This is a genomic window from Macrococcus armenti, assembly GCF_020097135.1.
Lineage (GTDB): Bacteria > Bacillota > Bacilli > Staphylococcales > Staphylococcaceae > Macrococcoides > Macrococcoides armenti.
In genome coordinates this window covers 2,147,683-2,169,905 of sequence record NZ_CP083608.1, presented here as the reverse complement: position 1 = coordinate 2,169,905, position 22,223 = coordinate 2,147,683, and the positions used below count along the sequence as shown (strand labels likewise).

Sequence of the window (22,223 nt, the reverse complement as noted above, 5' to 3'; positions counted from 1 at the left end):
GACTGGGAGACTCCCTGTCTCATTTTTTATTGCCTGGGAAATGATAATATCGTTTTAAAATGATGTATTTTAAGTGGTATAATTAATATTATTACATTTATGGAGGGAATCCTTTTGAGTTATCAAGCGTTATACCGAGTGTTCAGATCTCAATCTTTTGCGGAGGTTGTTGGACAAAAGCATGTTACAACTACATTAAAGAATGCAATTCAAAAGAATAAAATCTCTCATGCATACTTGTTTAATGGTCCAAGAGGGACGGGGAAAACAAGTATCGCTAAAATATTTGCTAAAGCGATTAACTGTACAGAGCGCACAGATGGTGAACCTTGTAACAAATGCGAAACGTGTATTTCAATAACAAATGGTACTAATTCGGATGTTATCGAAATCGATGCGGCAAGTAATAACGGTGTTGATGAAATACGTAACATTAGAGATAAAGTAAAGTATGCACCTGGTGAATCTACATATAAAGTATACATCATTGATGAAGTACATATGCTTACGACAGGGGCGTTTAACGCGCTTTTAAAGACGCTTGAAGAACCGCCGGCGCATGCCATCTTTATATTGGCTACAACAGAGCCACATAAAATTCCGGCAACGATTATTTCTCGTTGTCAGAGATTCGACTTCAAAGCAATTTCTGTTACTGATATTACAGAACATCTGGCATATGTATGTGATACGGAAGGGATTAAATATCACGAAGAGGCATTGAGCTTTATAGCAACAACAGCTGAAGGTGGTATGCGTGACGCGCTTAGTATTCTCGATCAGGCGATTGCATTCGGCGCAGATGAACTGACGCTGGAACACGTTTTAAGCGTTACAGGAAGTGTCGGTCGTAACGACTTTCTTGAGCTTACGAATTACATTGTTGAGCATGATATTCAATCAGCATTTAAGCTTTATCATAGATTGTTATCAGAAGGAAAAGAAGTTACGCGACTTGTTAATGATCTGATTTACTTTTTAAGAGATGTTATTATGGATTATGCTGCCGGAGAAAAAGGCGATGCACAAATTTATCAGCTTGATATTAGTCTGTTATATGAAATGATTGATAAAATTAATGACACGCTTGTATCAATGCGATTTGCTGTGAATACAAATGTGCATTTTGAAGTGTTGATTGTAAAGCTTGCAGAACTTGTGAAACGTAGCAATATGCACAGTACACCTCGAAATGTTGTGCAAGTGGATACGTCTCACCTTGAGAAGAGGATTCTGCAGCTTGAGAAACAAGTTGCAAATGGTATTCAAAGTGCGCCTGTAAAAACAGCGAAACCTAAAAAAGAAGCGAAACGCTCTAAAAATGCGTTTTCTATGCGTCAAATAGAGACAGTACTGGATCATGCAAATCGAGAAGATTTAAACTACTTAAAGCAGAACTGGCACACATTGATTCATCATGTAGAAAGTGAAGGACAGAAATCTCTCGTCAGCTTGCTTAAAAATTCGGAACCGGTTGCGGCAAGTAGTACACACGTACTTATTAAATTTGATGAAGAGATTCATTGCGATATGGTGAATAATGATGAAGCAAAAAGAGAACAGATTGAGTCAATAGTATACACAATTATTCAAAAACAAGTTAAAATGGTAGGAGTACCAGATTCGCAGTGGCTTCAAGTAAGGCATGATTATCTGGAAAATAGAAAACATCCGAAACAGGAAGAGAAGCCTGTAGAAGATGATATCGTTACACAAGCAGCGAAGTTGTTTGGTAAAGATACAATTAATATTATTGAATAAATTTATAGGAGGAATTATATTATGCGCGGTGGCGGAAATATGCAACAAATGATGAAACAAATGCAGAAGATGCAAAAGAAAATGGCTGAGGAACAAGAAAAATTAAAAGAAGAACGCATCGAAGGAACAGCTGGTGGCGGTATGGTTACTGTTGTCGTTTCAGGACATAAAGAAGTTTTAGATGTAATCATTAAAGAAGAAGTAGTAGACCCTGAAGATATTGAAATGTTACAAGACTTAGTATTAGCTGCGACGAACGATGCATTATCTAAAGCGGATGATGTAACTGCACAACGTTTAGGACAACATACTAAAGGATTAAACATTCCAGGAATGATGTAATATGCATTATCCTGCACCAATTTCAAAGTTGATAGACAGTTTTATGAAACTTCCGGGTATTGGTCCGAAAACTGCAAGCCGTCTGGCATTTCATGTATTAGATATGAAAGAAGACGATGTAGTAGGCTTTGCGAAAGCGCTAGTTGATGTGAAACGTGAGCTGACATACTGCTCAGTGTGCGGACACATTACCGATACAGATCCATGTTATATTTGTGAAGATAAATCGCGCGACCAATCGATCATTTGTGTTGTTGAAGAAACAAAAGATGTGATTGCGATGGAAAAAATGCGAGAGTATAAAGGATTGTACCATGTACTTCATGGTGCGATCTCACCAATGGAAGGCGTTGGACCGGAAGATATAAATGTGCCTTCATTATTGACACGTTTACGTGATGAGAATGTACAGGAGTTAATTCTGGCAACGAACCCTAACATCGAAGGAGAGTCGACAGCAATGTATATTGCACGACTAGTAAAGCCGATTGGAATTAAAGTGACGCGCCTTGCACACGGTTTACCTGTCGGAGGCGATTTAGAGTATGCTGATGAGGTAACCCTTTCAAAAGCGATATCAGGAAGAACAGAAATTTAATAGTATAAAAATAAGCTTGAGGATGCCCTCAAGCTTATTTTTTATACGAGTCGTTTTCTGATCATACCAGAAATTGTATCAACGATAATAACCATAATTACAATACCGATGAGGATAATACCTACGCGATCCCACGTACGTCCCTGTAATGCGAATATTAATGGTGTTCCTATACCACCTGCACCGATTAATCCTAGAATTGATGCGCTTCTTAAGTTTATTTCGAAACGATACAATACAAATGAGATAAACGCAGGTAATATTTGAGGCACAACTGCAAACATTAATGTTTTTGTTTTATTTGCTCCGGTAGCCTTTAAAGCTTCTGATGGTCCCATATCTAAATTCTCCATATCTTCAGCAAACAGTTTACCGAGCATACCGATTGAGTGGATACCTACCGCCAGTACACCAGCAAATGCTCCAGGACCTACAGCTTTTATGAACAGTAACGCTAATATGATTTCTGGAAATACACGAATGAAGCTTAATAAAAACTTGCTGATTTCTGATAAGAAACGATTTGAAATATTTCTGGCTGATAAGAAAGCAAATGGTATACAGAGTACAGCCGAAATAATCGTACCTAAAAAGGCGATTGCAAATGTTTCAAGCAGACCTCTCAGTAAGTCCTCTCCTTCAGGCATATAAATATAGTCGGTATCAGGATGTATGATTCCGTTCCATATATTAGATAAAATTTCGATAGATTTTTCTTTAATTTCTAATTTAGGCATCCCGCTAAATGCCCATACATATATTGCGACTACTATTATCGCAATGATTACCGTTCGTATTATTGAAGGGACAGAAGACTTCGGTTTTAAATGATCATAATTTTTGCTCATAATAAACGCTCCCTTACTCTAGTGCTCACAAAGTCAATAATCATTACGATTACTAATGTGAAAATAATAATAGTTGTCACTTTCGGGTACTCAAAATAGCCCAATGTTTTATCGTAAAATAAACCGATACCACCTGCACCTACGAGACCAAGTACGGCAGCTGCACGAATATTAATTTCGAATGTGAATAGTACGAACGAAAGGTATGGAGCTATTGCCTGAGGTAACACGCCGAACGTAATCCACTTAGATTTATTTGCACCTACAGCAGTCATAGCTTCTAGCGGCCCATTATCGATGTTTTCTAATGATTCATAAAATAATTTCGCTACAATACCAAAAGATAACACTGTAAGTGCGAATATACCTGGTAAAGCACCGATACCGAATACTGCAACGAAAATTGAAGCAAGTAGTAAATCGGGTATAGTACGGATAATATTAAGTATGAGTCGTACAGGAATATTAATCCATTTAGATTTAAAAACATTACTTGCTGCGAGTAGCGCCACTGGAATAGCGAGTAACGATCCGAAAGTTGTACCTAGAACAGCCATACGGATTGTATCAGCCATAGGTTTAACGATTTCTTTGAAATATGTCCAGTCTGGTGGCATCATCTCTTTGATAAGATTCATCATTTCAGGGAAACCTTGATTTAAACTTGCAATACTAAAGTTCGTTTTAAAGCCACTCCATATTACTAAGGCAATAAGTAATATAAGTGTAAAAGACCATTTAAGTGTGTGATTAGGTTTGATGTTTGGTTGTGCCATTATAACACCCCCATAACTTCATCCTCTTTGATTTCGCGACCGTATATTTGAGAGAATGCTTCATCTGTCGCGCTGCTTACCGGACCATCAAATACAACTTCTCCAGCTCTGAGACCGATAATACGTGTCGCATATTCTCTTGCGAGATCGACGAAGTGTAAGTTGACGATTACAGTGATGCCGAGGTCCTGATTTATACGTTTCAGGTCATCCATGACTTGCTTTGTAGTTAACGGATCCAGTGAAGCGACAGGTTCGTCAGCTAATATAATCTTAGGTTCCTGTGCAAGTGCGCGAGCGATAGATACGCGTTGCTGCTGGCCACCCGAAAGCTCGTCTGCACGACTGTATGCTTTTTCTACAATATTCACGCGATCTAAAGCTTCAAGCGCAATCTGCTTATCTTTTTTCGGGAATAGGCCGAGTATCATTTTCCATGTCGGATGATAACCAACACGACCACTTAATACGTTACGAATAACAGTCGAACGTTTAACAAGATTGAAGCTCTGGAATATCATCCCGATATTTCGTCGCATCAACAGTAATTTATTTCCTTTCGCCTTTGTTATAGATTCTCCATCAATTGAAATATCTCCTGATGAAATCTCGTGTAGTCTATTTATTGAGCGTAATAACGTAGACTTCCCTGCACCTGAAAGACCAACGATAACAATGAACTCTCCTTGATTAATTTCCAGATTTACATTGTTAAGTCCAACGTGCCCGTTCGGATAAACTTTATTTACATCTTTAAATACGATTTGACTCATATTGCCACTCCTTATGATTGAAAAAGCTAAACTCTATTTGAGTTTAGCTTTTTGATTATATTAAAGCATGGGGTTGGGATTATTTTTTAACTTTTTTGTCATATTCACGAATAACGTCAAACTTAGAATCATCTGATTTTACGTATCCTTCGTGTGAGTAAACTTCCTGAATAATTTTATGTCCTTCTTTATCTTTACCGATTTTAATGAAAGCATCCGTTACTTTTTTCTTCCATTCATCAGTCATATCAGAACGTGCTGAAATTGTATCGTTTGGAATCTTTTCTGTAAGTTTTACGATTTCAGTGTCTTTAAATACATTAGGCTGATCCTTTTTCACGATATTACGTGCATCCTGGAATGTTGTAGCAACATCAACATCACCATTTAATAATGAAATAACAGCCTGATCGTGACCTTTTACTGTTGTTACTTGCATATCTTTCAGTGGGTCGATACCTTCGTTTTTAAGATCTACGGCTGGGAATACATAACCTGCTGTAGAAGTTACGTCCTGCATTGCAATTTTTTTGCCTTTCATATCTTTTAAAGACTTGATATTAGAGTCTTTCTTAACGATAAATTGTGATTTATAGAAGTCCACTAGTTCTTTTGTAGGAGTACCATCGTCGTTAACGCCGTATCGTTGTGCCTGTAATAACACGTCAGCAGCTTTTTGATCGTGCGCTAATACATATGCAGTCGGAGGTAAGAATCCGATGTCGACCTTTTTAGATTTCATTGCTTCAACGATAGTGTTGTAATTTGTTGATACTGATACTTCAACAGGGATACCCAGTTCTTTTTTTAATAATTTTTCTAATGGTTTAGCTTTAGCTTCAAGCGTTTCAGCATTTTGAGAAGGGACGAACTGAACTGTCAGCTTCTCAGGTGTATAACCTTTACCTGAATCCTTAGATTCGCCAGAACCGCATGCTGCAAGTAGCGTAGTAGATAATAAAACAACTGTAGAACCTTTAATTACATTTTTAATCATTTTAGTGCTCCTTTATTGTTATAGTATGTACATACTTATTCTAGCAAAAAATTTTTCTTAAGGGTGTAAAAAATTTGTAAATATTAATGTATAAATGTAAAAAGTGAGATTTAGAACTTTATAAGCGTATAACAAGAAATTATATAGAACAGTGGACTATAATTAATATGAGGTGATCAGATGAGTGCAGGATTAGTATTGGAAGGTGGCGGTATGAGAGGGATTTATACTGCTGGTGTACTGGATTGTTTTTTGGATAATGACATGATGTTCAATTATGTCATCGGAGTTTCAGCCGGAGGAAATATGGCAGCCTCTTATTTGTCGAAGCAAAGAGGTCGTAATAAAAAGGTGAGCCTGGAGTTTCTGGATGACAAACGATATTTATCATTCGCAAATTATATTAAGAACAGAGAGATGTTCGGAATGGATTTCATATTTGAGGAAATTCCAAAAACTTATGCGCCGTTCGATATGGATGAGTTTCTTCAATATAATGGCGAATATATTATTGCATGTACAAACTGTGAAACCGGAGAAACAGAATACTATAATCAGAAGTATTTAAAAAAAGACTTAATGACGATTTTAAGAGCATCAAGTTCATTACCGTTTATGGCACCAATTGTAGAATATGATGGTAAGAAACTTCTGGACGGTGGAATAACAGACCCTATACCGCTAAGAAAAGCACAGAGAGACGGTATGGTGAAGAACGTAGTAGTATTGACACGTCCAGCTGGATACGTAAAGCGAACAAGTCGATTTGCAAAGTGGTTCAAGCTAAAAGGATATAAAAAGATAGATGAAGCGATGCTGAAGCGTGCAGGACATTATAATGAGACTTTGAACTATATTGAGCAGCAGGAAGAAAATGGTCATGTCATTGTAATACGTCCATCACAGGATTTAAAGGTTGATCGCATGGAAAAGGATAAAAACAAGTTAAGTCAATTGTATGATTTAGGCTATAACGACGCACTTAAACAAATAGAAGCGATTAAAAAATTAAAAAAAGATTAAAAGTGTAAATTTTATGCTTGTGAGATGTTTAAAAACCCTGTATAGTTATATCTTGTCCGACAGAGATATGAAATACAGGGTTCAAACATTAAAAAAGAAAACAAAAAACTTTTTCAAAAAAGTTGTTGACTTTGGAAATGAAAGAGCGTATAATTAAATCTTGTGAGACAGAAATGAACATTGAAAACTGAATGACAATATGTCAACGTTAATTCCAATAATTTGAGTGATTAAGTTCACTCCCAAGAGTGATTGCCTCAAGCAATCAAAGAGCTTTATCAAGCAATCTATTATGGAGAGTTTGATCCTGGCTCAGGATGAACGCTGGCGGCGTGCCTAATACATGCAAGTCGAGCGAACTGACGAGAGTGCTTGCACTCTCTGACGTTAGCGGCGGACGGGTGAGTAACACGTGGGTAACCTACCTATAAGACTGGGATAACTTCGGGAAACCGGAGCTAATACCGGATAATATTTAGCTTCGCATGAAGCAATAGTGAAAGACGGTTTTGCTGTCACTTATAGATGGACCCGCGGTGTATTAGCTAGTTGGTGAGGTAACGGCTCACCAAGGCAACGATACATAGCCGACCTGAGAGGGTGATCGGCCACACTGGGACTGAGACACGGCCCAGACTCCTACGGGAGGCAGCAGTAGGGAATCTTCCGCAATGGACGAAAGTCTGACGGAGCAACGCCGCGTGAGTGAAGAAGGTTTTCGGATCGTAAAACTCTGTTGTAAGGGAAGAACAAGTACGTTAGTAACTGAACGTACCTTGACGGTACCTTACCAGAAAGCCACGGCTAACTACGTGCCAGCAGCCGCGGTAATACGTAGGTGGCAAGCGTTATCCGGAATTATTGGGCGTAAAGCGCGCGTAGGCGGTTTCTTAAGTCTGATGTGAAAGCCCCCGGCTCAACCGGGGAGGGTCATTGGAAACTGGGAAACTTGAGTGCAGAAGAGGAGAGTGGAATTCCATGTGTAGCGGTGAAATGCGCAGAGATATGGAGGAACACCAGTGGCGAAGGCGGCTCTCTGGTCTGTAACTGACGCTGAGGTGCGAAAGCGTGGGGATCAAACAGGATTAGATACCCTGGTAGTCCACGCCGTAAACGATGAGTGCTAAGTGTTGGGGGGTTTCCGCCCCTCAGTGCTGCAGCTAACGCATTAAGCACTCCGCCTGGGGAGTACGGTCGCAAGACTGAAACTCAAAGGAATTGACGGGGACCCGCACAAGCGGTGGAGCATGTGGTTTAATTCGAAGCAACGCGAAGAACCTTACCAAATCTTGACATCCTTTGACAACTCTAGAGATAGAGCTTTCCCCTTCGGGGGACAAAGTGACAGGTGGTGCATGGTTGTCGTCAGCTCGTGTCGTGAGATGTTGGGTTAAGTCCCGCAACGAGCGCAACCCTTATCTTTAGTTGCCATCATTAAGTTGGGCACTCTAGAGAGACTGCCGGTGATAAACCGGAGGAAGGTGGGGATGACGTCAAATCATCATGCCCCTTATGATTTGGGCTACACACGTGCTACAATGGATGGTACAAAGGGCAGCAAAACCGCGAGGTCAAGCAAATCCCATAAAACCATTCTCAGTTCGGATTGTAGTCTGCAACTCGACTACATGAAGCTGGAATCGCTAGTAATCGTAGATCAGCATGCTACGGTGAATACGTTCCCGGGTCTTGTACACACCGCCCGTCACACCACGAGAGTTTGTAACACCCGAAGCCGGTGGAGTAACCTTTTAGGAGCTAGCCGTCGAAGGTGGGACAGATGATTGGGGTGAAGTCGTAACAAGGTAGCCGTATCGGAAGGTGCGGCTGGATCACCTCCTTTCTAAGGATAATACGGAAACAAACCATCAGGTTTGTAGGAATAACGGAGACATATTGTATTCAGTTTTGAATGTTTATACATTCAGATTGTACTTTGAAAACTAGATAAAGTAAGAAGATATAAAAAAGATTTTACCAAGCAAAACCGAGTGAGTTCATATTTGAATTCTTGAAAAAATCGCGCGTCTGCATTATGCAGACATCACAATATTAATAACAGATTAAGTTATTAAGGGCGCACGGTGGATGCCTTGGCACTAGAAGCCGAAGAAGGACGTTACTAACGACGATATGCTTTGGGGAGCTGTAAGTAAGCTTTGATCCAGAGATTTCCGAATGGGGAAACCCAGCATGAGTTATGTCATGTTATCCATATGTGAATACATAGCATATGAGAAGGCACACCCGGAGAACTGAAACATCTAAGTACCCGGAGGAAGAGAAAGAAAATTCGATTCCCTTAGTAGCGGCGAGCGAAACGGGAAGAGCCCAAACCAGAGTGCTTGCACTCTGGGGTTGTAGGACACTCAATACGGAGTTACAAAGGAATAGTTTAGACGAATGATTTTGGAAAAATCAGCCATAGAAGGTAAAGGCCCTGTAGTCGAAAAGTTATTCTCTCCTGAGTGGATCCTGAGTACGGCGGAACACGTGGAATTCCGTCGGAATCCGGGAGGACCATCTCCCAAGGCTAAATACTCTCTAGTGACCGATAGTGAACCAGTACCGTGAGGGAAAGGTGAAAAGCACCCCGGAAGGGGAGTGAAATAGAACCTGAAACCGTGTGCTTACAAGTAGTCAGAGCCCGTTAATGGGTGATGGCGTGCCTTTTGTAGAATGAACCGGCGAGTTACGATTTGATGCAAGGTTAAGCAGTATATGTGGAGCCGTAGCGAAAGCGAGTCTGAATAGGGCGAATGAGTATCAGGTCGTAGACCCGAAACCAGGTGATCTACCCATGTCCAGGTTGAAGTTCAGGTAACACTGAATGGAGGACCGAACCGACTTACGTTGAAAAGTGAGCGGATGAGGTGTGGGTAGCGGAGAAATTCCAATCGAACCTGGAGATAGCTGGTTCTCTCCGAAATAGCTTTAGGGCTAGCCTCGCATGATGATTACTGGAGGTAGAGCACTGTTTGGACTAGGGGCCCCCCTCGGGTTACCGAATTCAGACAAACTCCGAATGCCAGATAATTTAATGCGGGAGTCAGACTGCGGGTGATAAGGTCCGTAGTCGAGAGGGAAACAGCCCAGACCACCAGCTAAGGTCCCAAAATATATGTTAAGTGGAAAAGGATGTGGCGTTGCCCAGACAACTAGGATGTTGGCTTAGAAGCAGCCATCATTTAAAGAGTGCGTAATAGCTCACTAGTCGAGTGACGCTGCGCCGAAAATGTACCGGGGCTAAACATATTACCGAAGCTGTGGATTGTCCTTTGGACAATGGTAGGAGAGCGTTCTAAGGGCGTCGAAGCATGATCGTAAGGACATGTGGAGCGCTTAGAAGTGAGAATGCCGGTGTGAGTAGCGAAAGACGGGTGAGAATCCCGTCCACCGATTGACTAAGGTTTCCAGAGGAAGGCTCGTCCGCTCTGGGTTAGTCGGGACCTAAGCCGAGGCCGAATGGCGTAGGCGATGGACAACAGGTAGATATTCCTGTACCACCTAAGATTGTTTGAACGATGGGGGGACGCAGTAGGATAGGCGAAGCGTACTGTTGGTTATGTACGTCCAAGCACTGAGATTGAGTATTAGGAAAATCCGGTACTCATTAAGATCAAGGTGTGATGGGGAGCGAAATTATAGTAGCGAAGTCGTTGATTTCACACTGCCAAGAAAAGCCTCTAGTTAGAAATTAGGTGCCCGTACCGCAAACCGACACAGGTAGTCAAGATGAGAATTCTAAGGTGAGCGAGCGAACTCTCGTTAAGGAACTCGGCAAAATGACCCCGTAACTTCGGGAGAAGGGGTGCTTTTTAGGGTGCAAGCCTTGAAGAGCCGCAGTGAATAGGCCCAAGCGACTGTTTATCAAAAACACAGGTCTCTGCAAAACCGTAAGGTGAAGTATAGGGGCTGACGCCTGCCCGGTGCTGGAAGGTTAAAAGGAGTGGTTAGCGTATGCGAAGCTACGAATTGAAGCCCCAGTAAACGGCGGCCGTAACTATAACGGTCCTAAGGTAGCGAAATTCCTTGTCGGGTAAGTTCCGACCCGCACGAAAGGCGTAACGATTTGGGCACTGTCTCAACGAGAGACTCGGTGAAATCATAGTACCTGTGAAGATGCAGGTTACCCGCGACAGGACGGAAAGACCCCGTGGAGCTTTACTGTAGCCTGATATTGAAATTCGGCACAGCTTGTACAGGATAGGTAGGAGCCTTTGAAGCGTGAGCGTCAGCTTACGTAGAGGCGCTGGTGGGATACTACCCTGGCTGTGTTGACTTTCTAACCCGCACCACTTATCGTGGTGGGAGACAGTGTCAGGCGGACAGTTTGACTGGGGCGGTCGCCTCCTAAAGAGTAACGGAGGCGCTCAAAGGTTCCCTCAGAATGGTTGGAAATCATTCGCAGAGTGTAAAGGCACAAGGGAGCTTGACTGCGAGACCTACAAGTCGAGCAGGGTCGAAAGACGGACTTAGTGATCCGGTGGTTCCGCATGGAAGGGCCATCGCTCAACGGATAAAAGCTACCCCGGGGATAACAGGCTTATCTCCCCCAAGAGTTCACATCGACGGGGAGGTTTGGCACCTCGATGTCGGCTCATCGCATCCTGGGGCTGTAGTCGGTCCCAAGGGTTGGGCTGTTCGCCCATTAAAGCGGTACGCGAGCTGGGTTCAGAACGTCGTGAGACAGTTCGGTCCCTATCCGTCGTGGGCGTAGGAAATTTGAGAGGAGCTGTCCTTAGTACGAGAGGACCGGGATGGACATACCTCTGGTGTACCAGTTGTCGCGCCAGCGGCATAGCTGGGTAGCTATGTATGGACGGGATAAGTGCTGAAAGCATCTAAGCATGAAGCCCCCCTCAAGATGAGATTTCCCAACTTCGGTTATAAGATCCCTCAAAGATGATGAGGTTAATAGGTTCGAGGTGGAAGTGCAGTAATGTATGGAGCTGACGAATACTAATCGATCGAAGACTTAATCAATTTTAAAGATTTTTTATTCGGAATTGCCGAGTAAAACTTAATATATCTTACTTACTTTATCTAGTTTTGAAAGTATAATTTATTTATCTTTCATTTGTCTGGTGACGATGGCAGAGAGGTCACACCTGTTCCCATACCGAACACAGAAGTTAAGCTCTCTAGCGCCGATGGTAGTTGGTCTTACGATCCGCGAGAGTAGGACGTTGCCGGGCAATAAAAATGGATGCGATGAGCCGCACTTTGAGGGACCTGTTAGGTCTCTTTTTTTTGTACTTTTTTAATGGGCTAAAAATATAATAGTGAGTGATCGATATGTTCTTATTTCGACCACTCGCTTTCTTTTTTATATAATAATGATATAAACAATGATCTGAGGTAATACAATGAACAATAAACCGATATTAGCACATATGAAAAATCATTTTAATAGGCAGCCTATTTCTTTGCACGTACCGGGGCATCATTATAATACTATCGGTCGCCTGGATAAGCTTGATTTTTGTTATGACGTTACAGAAATAGAAGGTATGGATGACTATCATCACCCCGAAACAATTATTAAGGATAGTCAATACCAATTATCACGGCATGTATCGTATATATCTAAGTTTTTAGTTGGGGGTACAACGAGTGGAATTGTATCATCTATATTAGGAATTTTTAATCATAGACAGTTAGGAGGTTATCCGATTGCTGTTATGCGTAACGCGCATAAGTCCATTATCAATGCGATACAAGTTGCGGGCGTAAACGCATATATATTGCCTACTAAAGTTTCGAATATTACGCATGAATATTCAAGTATAGATTTGCTGAAAATTGATGAAACAATACTTAAAGACATTCATGTCGCAGTGCTTACGTACCCGAATTATTATGGTGAAACATACAATATAGAAGAGATAATAAATTTTTTTCGAGAAAGAAATATAATTACTATCATTGACGAAGCGCACGGAGCGCATTTTGATATTACGCCACAATTTCCTGAATCGAGTTTACAGTTTGGTGCGGATGTTGTCATCCAGTCTTATCATAAAACATTGCCAGCTTTTACGATGAGTTCGGTAATACACATTAAGGAAGATAACAAGTACAAGGATGCGATATTACGCATGTTATCAATATTGCAGTCATCTAGTCCATCATATTTATTAATGCTCGGATTAGAGCATGCACAATACTTTTATAAAACGTATGAAGATAAAGTATTTTTTTATCAACGTGCACAACTAATTGAAAAGCTCAAGGAAAAAAACTTAGATGTGTCTGTTGTTGATGACCCGTTAAAGTTAGTCGTTTACAGTGAAAATGATACAGGATTTCAATTATCAGAGCGATTATGTGAACATGGTATATATACCGAACTGAGCAATGAAAAATTTGTCCTACTTGTTCTTCCATTATGGCATAATGGGGATAGATATCCATTTGATGATTTATTAAAAAGAGTGGATAGCATGCAGCTACCTCATTCAGAATTTGTAAGTTCTAATGGTGACCTATTATTAAAAAATACGGAACACGGTTTTATGGATATAGAATATGCACATCAGGATACTATATGGCGTTCTTTACGCCATTGTGAGGGATATCGTGCAGCCCAACCAATAGTTCCGTATCCGCCAGGAATACCTTACGTGCTGCAAGGAGAAGTGATTACGGATGTAATCATCACATCGCTTATGCAGTATATTAAAGATGGTGGTAAAATACATGGCGTTTATAATGACGCAATAAGAGTATATGAATAGATTGGAGATAAATATGTCTTACTTTATAACGATAGAGGGGCCGGAAGGTTCTGGTAAAACTACGGTAATTAAAGCGATTACGGAACAATTACAGAAACATAAAGTGGTTGTAACGACGAGAGAGCCGGGTGGTATAAAAATAAGCGAAGATATAAGAACGATATTGCTTGATGAGGCTAATGCAATGGACTACCGCACAGAGGCACTATTGTTTGCTGCAAGTAGAAGACAGCATCTCGTTGAGAAAGTGTTACCTGCTCTAAAGCGTGGGGAAATTGTAATTTGTGATCGTTTTATAGATAGTTCTCTAGCATATCAAGGCTATGCGCGAGGTATTGGAATGGATGAAATTCGTACTATTAATGAGTTTGCAATCGAAGGTAAATATCCGGATTTAACATTATATCTTAAAGTCAGTGCGCATACTGGGCTACAACGAATTAAAGATAATTCACGTGAAACAAATCGTTTAGACAAAGAATCGATTTGTTTTCATAAAAATGTTGTAGCAGGATACGATAAACTTGCCCAGGCATTTCCTGAACGAATAAAAGTTGTAGATGCTGAGCAATCTGTTGATAAGGTTGTGGAAGAAAGCATGAAATGGATTAATCAGTTATTGAATTAATTTATGATATAATTTAATAAAGAGGTGTTTATAATGAAAATGGTAATTGCAATTGTACAGGATCAAGATAGTCAGACATTATCGGATGCATTAACAAAGCATAACTTTAGAACGACAAAACTTGCAACAACAGGTGGTTTTCTTCGTGCAGGAAATACTACGTTTTTATGTGGTGTAGAAGACGAACGCGTAGATGAATTACTAAACCTTATTAATACAAACTGTCGTAATAGAGAACAAACGATAACGCCTGTTACACCGATGGGTGGCAATGCTGATGCATATATCCCATTTCCGGTTGAAGTGGAAGTCGGTGGTGCAACTGTATTTGTTATGCCTGTTGAACAATTTCATCAGTTCTAATCAAAGCTGCTTTAAGCGGCTTTTTCAATACGTGTAAAAAGGAGTTTAAGATGCAGCAGCAATTAGTACAAGCAATTAAAAATAAGAAGCTGAGTCATGCCTATTTATTCGAAGGGAATAATAAACAAGCACTGAAAGATGAAGCCATTCATTTCGCTTCCTCAATTATTTGTGGTGATAATGAGACGTGCCGTTTAAGAATAGAAGAGCGAAATCATTCTGATTATTTATTATTAGAAACAGACGAGGCGACGATAAAAAAAGAAATGATAGAAGATGTCCTTCACCGAATGCATCAAAAACCGATTGAAGGCATTTATAAAGTGTATATTATTGTTGATTTTGATAAAGTAACAACACAAGGTGAAAACAGCATACTCAAGTTTCTTGAAGAGCCACCGGAAAATACAATTGCAATATTATTAACAACAGCACCTAATGAAATATTACCTACAATTCACTCGAGATGTCAGCATATATTAGTACGTCATGACCACGATATTACATTATCGTTGAGTGGTGAAGTACCGGCGCCAATTTTGATGACATTAGCAAAGTTATCTGTGAGTGAAGAAGAGGCAAAAACATGGTTTAATGAAAAAAACTTTGCAGAAATAAGAACACAAGTAGTAAAATGGCTACAGACATTGTTAAATGGTGATATGATAGGTTTAATTAACATTACAAGCCTGCAGTCATTGCTTGATGATCGCGCAAGTCAGCAAATTGTAATCGATATGGTACAACTATTTTTACAAGATATGCTTTATATGCAGATCAATGAGCAAACTGTAAGTAGTTTTCCGGACTATGAAGCAAATTTAAGAAGTTTAAGCCAGAAATTCTCTGTTGAACAAACAGTTAATATGATAGATATGACATTAAAGAGTAAACAAAAGTTATTACAATACGTAAACGCAACATTAGTATATGAACAATTGGCGATCAGAATCGTAGGTGAGGTTAAAAAATGATTGAAGTTATAGGAGTTAAGTTTCAAAAAGCAGGACGAACTGAATATTATAGTCCCGGGAAAGAGCAATTTTACAGAAATGAATTTGTCGTCATTAATCATAAGAAACGTGGTATGGAATTAGCACGTGTCATAATACCGAACAAAACGGTAAATGATGATGAAGTCGTAACACCTGTACCGGCTATCCATAGAAGAGCAACAGAAGAAGATTTAATAAAGTATGAGCAGAATATGATAGATGCAGATAAAGCGCTTGAAATCTGTAAAAAACATATTCATAACCATGAATTAGATATGCGTTTAGTAAATGCACAATATACGCTGGATAAAGGTAAAATAATCTTTAACTTTACTGCAAGTGAGCGTGTAGATTTCCGTGAACTTGTTAAGAGTTTAGCGTTCGATTTAAAGACGAGAATTGAATTAAGACAAATTGGTGTCAGAGATGAAGCGAAGATTCTTGGTGGTATAGGACCTTGCGGAAGAAGCCTATGCTGTGCTACTTATCTTGGAGACTTTGAACCAGTTTCTATAAAGATGGCTAAAGACCAGAATCTATCATTAAATCCTACTAAAATTTCAGGTGCGTGCGGAAGATTAATGTGCTGTCTGAAATACGAGAATGATTACTATGAAGAAACGCGTAAAAAGCTGCCTGATATCGGTACTATGATTGATACACCTCATGGTAAAGGAAAAGTAATCGGATTAAATATACTGGACGTTACGATGCAGGTTAAAGTTCCTGAAATGGAAGCGCCAATTGAATTTCATATTGATGAAATAGAGATTTAGGGGGATTATACGTGAATCGAGACGAAATGTTGAAGCAACTTTCGCAACTTGAAAAAGACATTAAACAAATCAATGAAAGTTACGACCAGCTTAAAAATATGGTTGTAGCGCTTGTTGAAGAGAACGTGACGTTAAATTTAGAAATTGAGAACATGCAGATGTTTATTAATGAGCCGAAAAAAGAAGAAGCTAAAGCACCGAAGAAAAGTACAGTGCTTCAAAGTAAAGACAATCTTGCGATGTTATATGCAGAAGGATTTCATATTTGTCCAACAGATTTATTCGGAAAGCATCGCGGTGGGGAAGGCTGTATATTCTGCTTAAATTTATTATCGGATAAGAAATAAAAAAAGGCGTAAAGCCTTTTTTTATTGGAGGGTACTTATGTTAAAAGCAAATGAAAGATTTGACCAGCTAATTAAAGAGAAATTATACATAATACAAAACGATGACGTTTTTTCGTTTTCAACAGATGCGCTACTGCTCGCTCATTTTACAAAATTACGTCCAAAAGATAAAATTATGGATTTGTGTTCGGGTAACGGTATTATTCCGTTATTGCTTACGCATCGCACACAGATGCATATAGAAGCAATAGAAATTCAGGAAGCTTTAGTTGATATGGCGTCGAGAACGATTCAGCATAACAAATTAGAAGACCATATTACGATGCATCATATGGACTTAAAAGATGTGCAAAGTATATTTACCCCGAGTCAATTTGATATCGTTACATGCAATCCACCTTATTTTAGGGAAAATCAAACATTTCAGCATATAAAGGAGGCACATCGCATTGCACGCCATGAAGTAATGTGTAGTTTCTCTGATTGTGTTAAGGCATCAAATCATTTGCTGAAACAAGGTGGGAAACTTGTAGTCGTACAAAGAGCAGATCGTCTTGCGGATGTATTGATAGATATGAGATTAAACGGTGTTGAACCGAAAAGATTAATTCCGATATATTCAAAGCAATCTAAGCCACAGGCGATAACAATTGTTGTTGAAGGTATTAAAGGTGGGAAACCGGATATGAAGATTAGTCAGCCATTTTATATCTATAATGAAGATGATACATATTCAGAAAGTATGAATGAGGTTTATTATGGATAATCATTATGTTTACATATTAAAGTGTGCAGACGATACGCTATATACGGGGTATACAACACATCTAGATAGAAGACTTGCAGCGCATAACGAAGGAAAGGGAGCAAAGTATACGCGTGTACGTTTACCAGTACATCGTGTTTACGAGGAACACTTTGAGACAAAACGTGCAGCGATGCAGAGAGAATACGCGATTAAACAATTGACGAGAGCACAGAAACTAAAGCTTATTAAAGGAGAGATCGAATGACAGGTACGTTATATTTAGTAGGAACCCCAATCGGTAATTTAGAAGATATTACGTTTCGTGCAATTAGAACGTTAAAAGAAGCAGACTTTATTTATTGTGAAGATACACGTGTTACGAAGAAGCTAACGATGCATTATGAAATAGCAACACCATTAAAAAGCTATCATGAACATAATAAAGATAAAGTTACAGCGCAATTAATAAATGATCTTGAAGGTGGCCATACGATTGCACTCGTATCAGATGCAGGATTACCACTCATTAGTGATCCGGGATTCGAACTCGTTGTAGAATGTCGCAACAAAGGTATAAACGTTGAAACGATTCCAGGACCAAATGCAGCACTTTCAGCCTTGATGACAAGCGGCATTGCATCGTATTCATTTTTATTTGATGGCTTTTTGCCTAGAAAGGATAAAGAGAAGAAAGCGCGTCTGGAATCACTAATGACATTACCGCATACAGTTATTATTTATGAGTCGCCGTTTCGCGTGAAACATACAATCGAAACGATTATGGAAATTGATCGCAATAGAAAAGTGGCAGTAGCAAGAGAACTCACAAAGAAATTTGAGCAAGTTGTTACTGCATCTGTTTCAGAAATATACGATAGATTAGAAGACGACATCAACTTAAAAGGTGAATTTGTGATTGTTATTGATGCAATGGACGAAGCGGATAAAGTGCATTGGTGGGCATCGCTAACAGTGTATGACCATGTTGTGCATTATATTGATGAAGGTATGCGCTCTAAAGATGCGATTAAGCAAACTGCAATAGATCGAGATATGAAGAAGAATGAAGTGTATGAAATATATCATATAGAAAGCTAAAAGGCATCACGGACAAAATCCGTGATGCCTTTTATATTAGAAAAGTTATTACTTTCCTTCTTTTTCTTCGATTTCTTTAAGTAATTGAGCAATACCTTCTTTACTTAATACGATTTTACCACCCGCTAATAAGTAGTTGTCTTCAGAAACATCACCAGTTACAGCACATGTCATGCTTGGCTTATATTTCTTAAGAATAATTTTATCAGCATCTGTGTAAATTTCTAAAGCATCTTTCTCAGCGATATCTAAAATACGACGTAATTCGATAGGAATTACTACACGTCCTAATTCGTCAACTTTTCTTACAATACCCGTAGATTTCATTATAATTTCCTCCATATAATAGTATATTTAATTAATATCAGTAAATTCGACATTCGAAGTAATTTGTTCGACATTTGTCTTAATTAGAGTTTACTACCGTTTTTTTACAAAGTCAATGATATCAATTTATAAAACAGAAATGTAATATAACAGTAATGTTTGTTAATTATAATTAATATTAATAATAGGTAATTATATGTATTATTTTTGCAAACATGTCGAATTGTAAGTATTAGTAATATTGAAAAAAAGCTTGTTTTTATGTATATTTAATAAGTAAAGATGAGGAGGATTTCACATGACGAATAATACTTTTTACGTTACAACACCTATTTATTATCCAAGTGGTAAATTACATATAGGACATGCATATTCCACTGTAGCTGGAGATGCAATCGCACGTTATAAAAGAATGCAGGGATACGATGTTAAATATTTAACAGGAACAGATGAGCACGGGCAGAAGATTCAGGAGAAGGCGCAAGCGGCCGGGAAATCTGAAATCGAATATCTTGATGAAATTATTACAGATATTAAAGCGCTCTGGAAGAAACTCGACATTTCAAACGATGATTTTATTAGAACGACAGAAGATAGACATAAAGTTGTAGTGGAAAAAGTATTCGAACGCTTATTAGCACAAGGTGATATTTATCTTGGTGAATACGAAGGATGGTATTCTGTTCCTGATGAGACATTCTATACTGAAACACAACTTGTGGATCCGATTTATGAAGGAGAAAAGATTGTTGGAGGTAAGAGTCCAGACTCTCACCACCCCGTACAACTTGTTAAAGAGGAAAGTTACTTTTTTAAACTAAGTAAATATACGGATCGCTTAATTGAATATTACGACGCACATCCGGAATTTATCCAGCCAGTGTCACGCAAAAATGAAATGCTTAATAACTTTATTAAGCCGGGTCTTGAAGATTTAGCAGTATCACGTACTTCGTTTAACTGGGGTATTAAAGTGCCTTCTAACCCGAAACACGTCGTATACGTATGGATTGATGCGCTAACGAACTATATTTCTGCACTTGGCTATTTATCTGATGATGAAACAGAATTTAATAAATACTGGCCGGCAGATGTGCATATTATGGCGAAAGAAATCGTGCGTTTCCATACAATTATCTGGCCAGCACTATTAATGGCATTGGATTTACCATTACCGAAGAAAATCTTTGCACATGGCTGGATATTAATGAAAGACGGAAAGATGAGTAAGTCTAAAGGAAACGTCGTAGATCCTCATATATTAATTGATCGTTACGGATTAGATGCGGTACGTTACTACTTAATGAGAGAATTGCCGTTTGGTTCTGATGGTGTATTCACACCTGAAGCTTTCGTAGATCGTACAAACTTTGATCTGGCAAATGATTTAGGTAACCTTGTAAACCGTACAATTGCAATGATTAACAAATATTTTGGTGGTACATTAAGCGGATATAAAGGGCAAATGCATGAAGTCGATGCTGAAATCGAAAAGTTGGCTGTCGAAACGAAAGCAGCATATGATGCAGCTATGGAGAATATGCAGTATTCAGTAGCACTTCAGGAAGTATGGAAGCTTATTTCACGTACAAATAAGTATATTGATGAAACGACACCATGGATTTTAATTAAAGATGAAAGTCAGAAAGAACTGTTAGAAAGCGTAATGTATCATTTAGTTGAAAATATTCGCTTTGCGGCAGTATTATTAAGACCGTTCTTAACTGAAACACCTTACAAAATCTTTGAACAGTTAAATTTAACGGATGAAACATTATATGAGTTTGACAGTCTGAAATCTTACGGACAGATTAAACAATTAACAGTGGTGGAGAAAGCAACGCCAATATTCCCGAGATTAGATGTAGAAGCGGAAGTAGAGTTTATTAAAGGAACAATGCAGCCACCAGCGCCTGAGCAAGTTGATGTTCCGGGTAAAGAAGAAATTACAATCGATGTATTCGATAAAGTAGAGTTAAAGTCAGCGACGATTATTGATGCGGATTATGTAAAGAAAGCGAAGAAATTACTGAAGATTCAAGTTGACTTAGGAAATGAAAAGCGTCAGATTGTTTCTGGAATTGCAGAGTTCTATAAACCGGAAGATATCATCGGAAAGAAAGTTGTCGTTGTGACGAACTTAAAACCTGTCGAACTTCGTGGTGAGAAATCAGAAGGTATGATCCTTTCAGCAGAAAAAGATGGACAACTTACACTTGTAAGTTTACCGAACACGATTGAGAACGGTTCAATCGTTAAATAATAGGAGTGATATTGTGTTAATCGATACACATGTACATTTGAATGCAGACCAGTACGACGAAGATTTACAGGACGTTATTGATAGAGCGCGTGAGAATGGCATCGATCGTATGATTGTAGTTGGGTTTGATGAGAAAACAATTAAGCGTACGATGCGTCTCATTGATGCATATGATTTCGTTTATGGTGTCATCGGATGGCATCCGGTTGATGCGATTGATTTCACTGATGAACATTATGAATGGATTAAAGATTTATGTAAACATCCTAAAATAGTTGCGATTGGTGAGATGGGCTTAGATTATCATTGGGATAAATCGCCGAAAGACGTACAGAAAAAAGTGTTTAAACGCCAGATTCAACTTGCAAAAGAAGTGAATTTACCGATTGTAATTCATAACCGTGAGGCGACTCAGGATGTTATCGAAATACTGAAGTCGGAAAATGCACAGGAAGTTGGCGGTGTGATGCATAGCTTTAGTGGCAGCCCGGAAACGTGTGATGAAGTACTGAAGCTGAACTTTGTTATTTCATTAGGTGGTCCAGTTACATTTAAGAATGCAAAGCAACCAAAAGAAGTTGCCAAACACGTACCACTTGATAAGCTGCTCGTTGAAACAGATGCACCTTACTTAACACCGCATCCATATCGTGGAAAGCGCAATGAACCGATGCACGTTAAGCTTGTTGCTGAAGAAATAGCAGCGTTACGCGGTGTGTCATTTGAAACGGTTGCACGACAAACGACAGAAAATGCAGAACGACTGTTTAACCTATAAATAGAGATTAAGACCATGGATACATGGTCTTTTTTCTTTATT

The 22,223-nt window shown here is 39.2% G+C and carries 19 protein-coding genes, 3 rRNA genes and 1 pseudogene; 18 read left to right on the top strand and 5 right to left on the bottom strand.

Going from position 1 to position 22,223, the window contains the following annotated elements:
• Positions 1 to 114: 114 nt before the first annotated feature.
• Genes dnaX through recR form a run of 3 tightly spaced genes read left to right on the top strand, consistent with a single transcriptional unit; the run spans position 115 to position 2,701 of the window.
• The gene (gene dnaX, locus LAU42_RS11590; protein ID WP_224183680.1) at positions 115 to 1,761 is read left to right on the top strand and encodes a DNA polymerase III subunit gamma/tau; all 1,647 of its coding nucleotides are present in this window, start codon (positions 115 to 117) and stop codon (positions 1,759 to 1,761) included.
• Positions 1,762 to 1,782: 21 nt separating this feature from the next.
• Positions 1,783 to 2,103 (top strand): YbaB/EbfC family nucleoid-associated protein, encoded by a 321-nt coding sequence (locus LAU42_RS11585; RefSeq protein WP_086043586.1) that lies wholly within the window; start codon positions 1,783 to 1,785, stop codon positions 2,101 to 2,103.
• A gap of 1 nt (position 2,104) precedes the next feature.
• Positions 2,105 to 2,701 (top strand): recombination mediator RecR, encoded by a 597-nt coding sequence (gene recR / locus LAU42_RS11580; RefSeq protein WP_224183679.1) that lies wholly within the window; start codon positions 2,105 to 2,107, stop codon positions 2,699 to 2,701.
• Positions 2,702 to 2,742: 41 nt separating this feature from the next.
• Here recR and phnE (LAU42_RS11575) read toward each other — a convergent pair.
• From phnE (LAU42_RS11575) to LAU42_RS11560, 4 genes and pseudogenes are all read right to left on the bottom strand, one after another.
• Positions 2,743 to 3,489, bottom strand: a pseudogene (phnE, locus tag LAU42_RS11575) (phosphonate ABC transporter, permease protein PhnE); the annotation flags it as partial.
• 56 nt (positions 3,490 to 3,545) lie between these two features.
• Positions 3,546 to 4,325, bottom strand: coding sequence for a phosphonate ABC transporter, permease protein PhnE (phnE, locus tag LAU42_RS11570; RefSeq protein ID WP_224183677.1), 780 nt, complete (start codon positions 4,323 to 4,325; stop codon positions 3,546 to 3,548).
• Positions 4,325 to 5,098, bottom strand: coding sequence for a phosphonate ABC transporter ATP-binding protein (gene phnC, locus LAU42_RS11565; RefSeq protein WP_224183676.1), 774 nt, complete (start codon positions 5,096 to 5,098; stop codon positions 4,325 to 4,327). The genes phnE (LAU42_RS11570) and phnC overlap by 1 nt, the downstream gene beginning before the upstream one ends.
• Positions 5,099 to 5,177: 79 nt before the next feature.
• Positions 5,178 to 6,095 (bottom strand): phosphate/phosphite/phosphonate ABC transporter substrate-binding protein, encoded by a 918-nt coding sequence (locus LAU42_RS11560; RefSeq protein WP_224183675.1) that lies wholly within the window; start codon positions 6,093 to 6,095, stop codon positions 5,178 to 5,180.
• Positions 6,096 to 6,275: 180 nt separating this feature from the next.
• Between LAU42_RS11560 and LAU42_RS11555 the strand changes: the two genes are divergently transcribed.
• The 13 genes from LAU42_RS11555 to rsmI all read left to right on the top strand — a co-directional run bounded on the left by LAU42_RS11555 (position 6,276) and on the right by rsmI (position 18,813).
• Positions 6,276 to 7,118 carry a patatin-like phospholipase family protein gene (locus tag LAU42_RS11555; protein WP_224183674.1) on the top strand — a complete coding sequence of 281 codons (843 nt, stop codon included), beginning with the start codon at positions 6,276 to 6,278 and terminating at the stop codon, positions 7,116 to 7,118.
• 289 nt (positions 7,119 to 7,407) lie between these two features.
• A 16S ribosomal RNA gene (locus LAU42_RS11550) occupies positions 7,408 to 8,961 on the top strand.
• A 218-nt stretch (positions 8,962 to 9,179) separates the two neighbouring features.
• A 23S ribosomal RNA gene (locus LAU42_RS11545) occupies positions 9,180 to 12,104 on the top strand.
• Between the two features lie 97 nt (positions 12,105 to 12,201).
• Positions 12,202 to 12,316, top strand: a 5S ribosomal RNA gene (gene rrf, locus LAU42_RS11540).
• The 16S, 23S and 5S rRNA genes sit together here, the layout of an rRNA operon.
• A gap of 171 nt (positions 12,317 to 12,487) precedes the next feature.
• Positions 12,488 to 13,858 (top strand): aminotransferase class I/II-fold pyridoxal phosphate-dependent enzyme, encoded by a 1,371-nt coding sequence (locus LAU42_RS11535; RefSeq protein WP_224183673.1) that lies wholly within the window; start codon positions 12,488 to 12,490, stop codon positions 13,856 to 13,858.
• A gap of 13 nt (positions 13,859 to 13,871) precedes the next feature.
• Positions 13,872 to 14,486, top strand: coding sequence for a dTMP kinase (gene tmk / locus LAU42_RS11530; protein ID WP_224183672.1), 615 nt, complete (start codon positions 13,872 to 13,874; stop codon positions 14,484 to 14,486).
• A 33-nt stretch (positions 14,487 to 14,519) separates the two neighbouring features.
• Positions 14,520 to 14,849 carry a cyclic di-AMP receptor DarA gene (locus tag LAU42_RS11525; RefSeq protein WP_224183671.1) on the top strand — a complete coding sequence of 110 codons (330 nt, stop codon included), beginning with the start codon at positions 14,520 to 14,522 and terminating at the stop codon, positions 14,847 to 14,849.
• A 50-nt stretch (positions 14,850 to 14,899) separates the two neighbouring features.
• Positions 14,900 to 15,823, top strand: a complete 924-nt coding sequence (locus tag LAU42_RS11520) for a DNA polymerase III subunit delta' C-terminal domain-containing protein (protein ID WP_224183670.1) — start codon at positions 14,900 to 14,902, stop codon at positions 15,821 to 15,823.
• Complete coding sequence (locus LAU42_RS11515; RefSeq protein WP_224183669.1) at positions 15,820 to 16,620, top strand: PSP1 domain-containing protein; 801 nt, start codon at positions 15,820 to 15,822, stop codon at positions 16,618 to 16,620. Before LAU42_RS11520 ends, LAU42_RS11515 begins: the two co-directional genes overlap by 4 nt.
• A gap of 11 nt (positions 16,621 to 16,631) precedes the next feature.
• On the top strand, positions 16,632 to 16,967 hold the full coding sequence (gene yabA / locus LAU42_RS11510; RefSeq protein ID WP_224183668.1) for a DNA replication initiation control protein YabA: 336 nt from the start codon (positions 16,632 to 16,634) through the stop codon (positions 16,965 to 16,967).
• A 37-nt stretch (positions 16,968 to 17,004) separates the two neighbouring features.
• Positions 17,005 to 17,733, top strand: coding sequence for a tRNA1(Val) (adenine(37)-N6)-methyltransferase (locus LAU42_RS11505; protein WP_224183667.1), 729 nt, complete (start codon positions 17,005 to 17,007; stop codon positions 17,731 to 17,733).
• Positions 17,726 to 17,980: a GIY-YIG nuclease family protein gene (locus LAU42_RS11500; RefSeq protein ID WP_224183666.1), complete on the top strand. Its 255-nt coding sequence runs from the start codon at positions 17,726 to 17,728 to the stop codon at positions 17,978 to 17,980. The genes LAU42_RS11505 and LAU42_RS11500 overlap by 8 nt, the downstream gene beginning before the upstream one ends.
• Positions 17,977 to 18,813, top strand: coding sequence for a 16S rRNA (cytidine(1402)-2'-O)-methyltransferase (gene rsmI / locus LAU42_RS11495; RefSeq protein WP_224183665.1), 837 nt, complete (start codon positions 17,977 to 17,979; stop codon positions 18,811 to 18,813). The genes LAU42_RS11500 and rsmI overlap by 4 nt, the downstream gene beginning before the upstream one ends.
• A 48-nt stretch (positions 18,814 to 18,861) precedes the next feature.
• Here rsmI and LAU42_RS11490 read toward each other — a convergent pair whose 3' ends face one another.
• Positions 18,862 to 19,140 carry a transition state genes transcriptional regulator AbrB gene (locus LAU42_RS11490; RefSeq protein ID WP_224187402.1) on the bottom strand — a complete coding sequence of 93 codons (279 nt, stop codon included), beginning with the start codon at positions 19,138 to 19,140 and terminating at the stop codon, positions 18,862 to 18,864.
• 298 nt (positions 19,141 to 19,438) lie between these two features.
• Here LAU42_RS11490 and metG point away from each other — a divergent pair, with 298 nt between their 5' ends.
• A complete protein-coding gene (gene metG, locus LAU42_RS11485; protein ID WP_224183664.1) occupies positions 19,439 to 21,403 on the top strand; it encodes a methionine--tRNA ligase in 1,965 nt (654 codons plus the stop codon).
• Positions 21,404 to 21,416: 13 nt separating this feature from the next.
• Positions 21,417 to 22,181: a TatD family hydrolase gene (locus LAU42_RS11480; RefSeq protein ID WP_224183663.1), complete on the top strand. Its 765-nt coding sequence runs from the start codon at positions 21,417 to 21,419 to the stop codon at positions 22,179 to 22,181.
• Positions 22,182 to 22,223 lie beyond the last annotated feature (42 nt).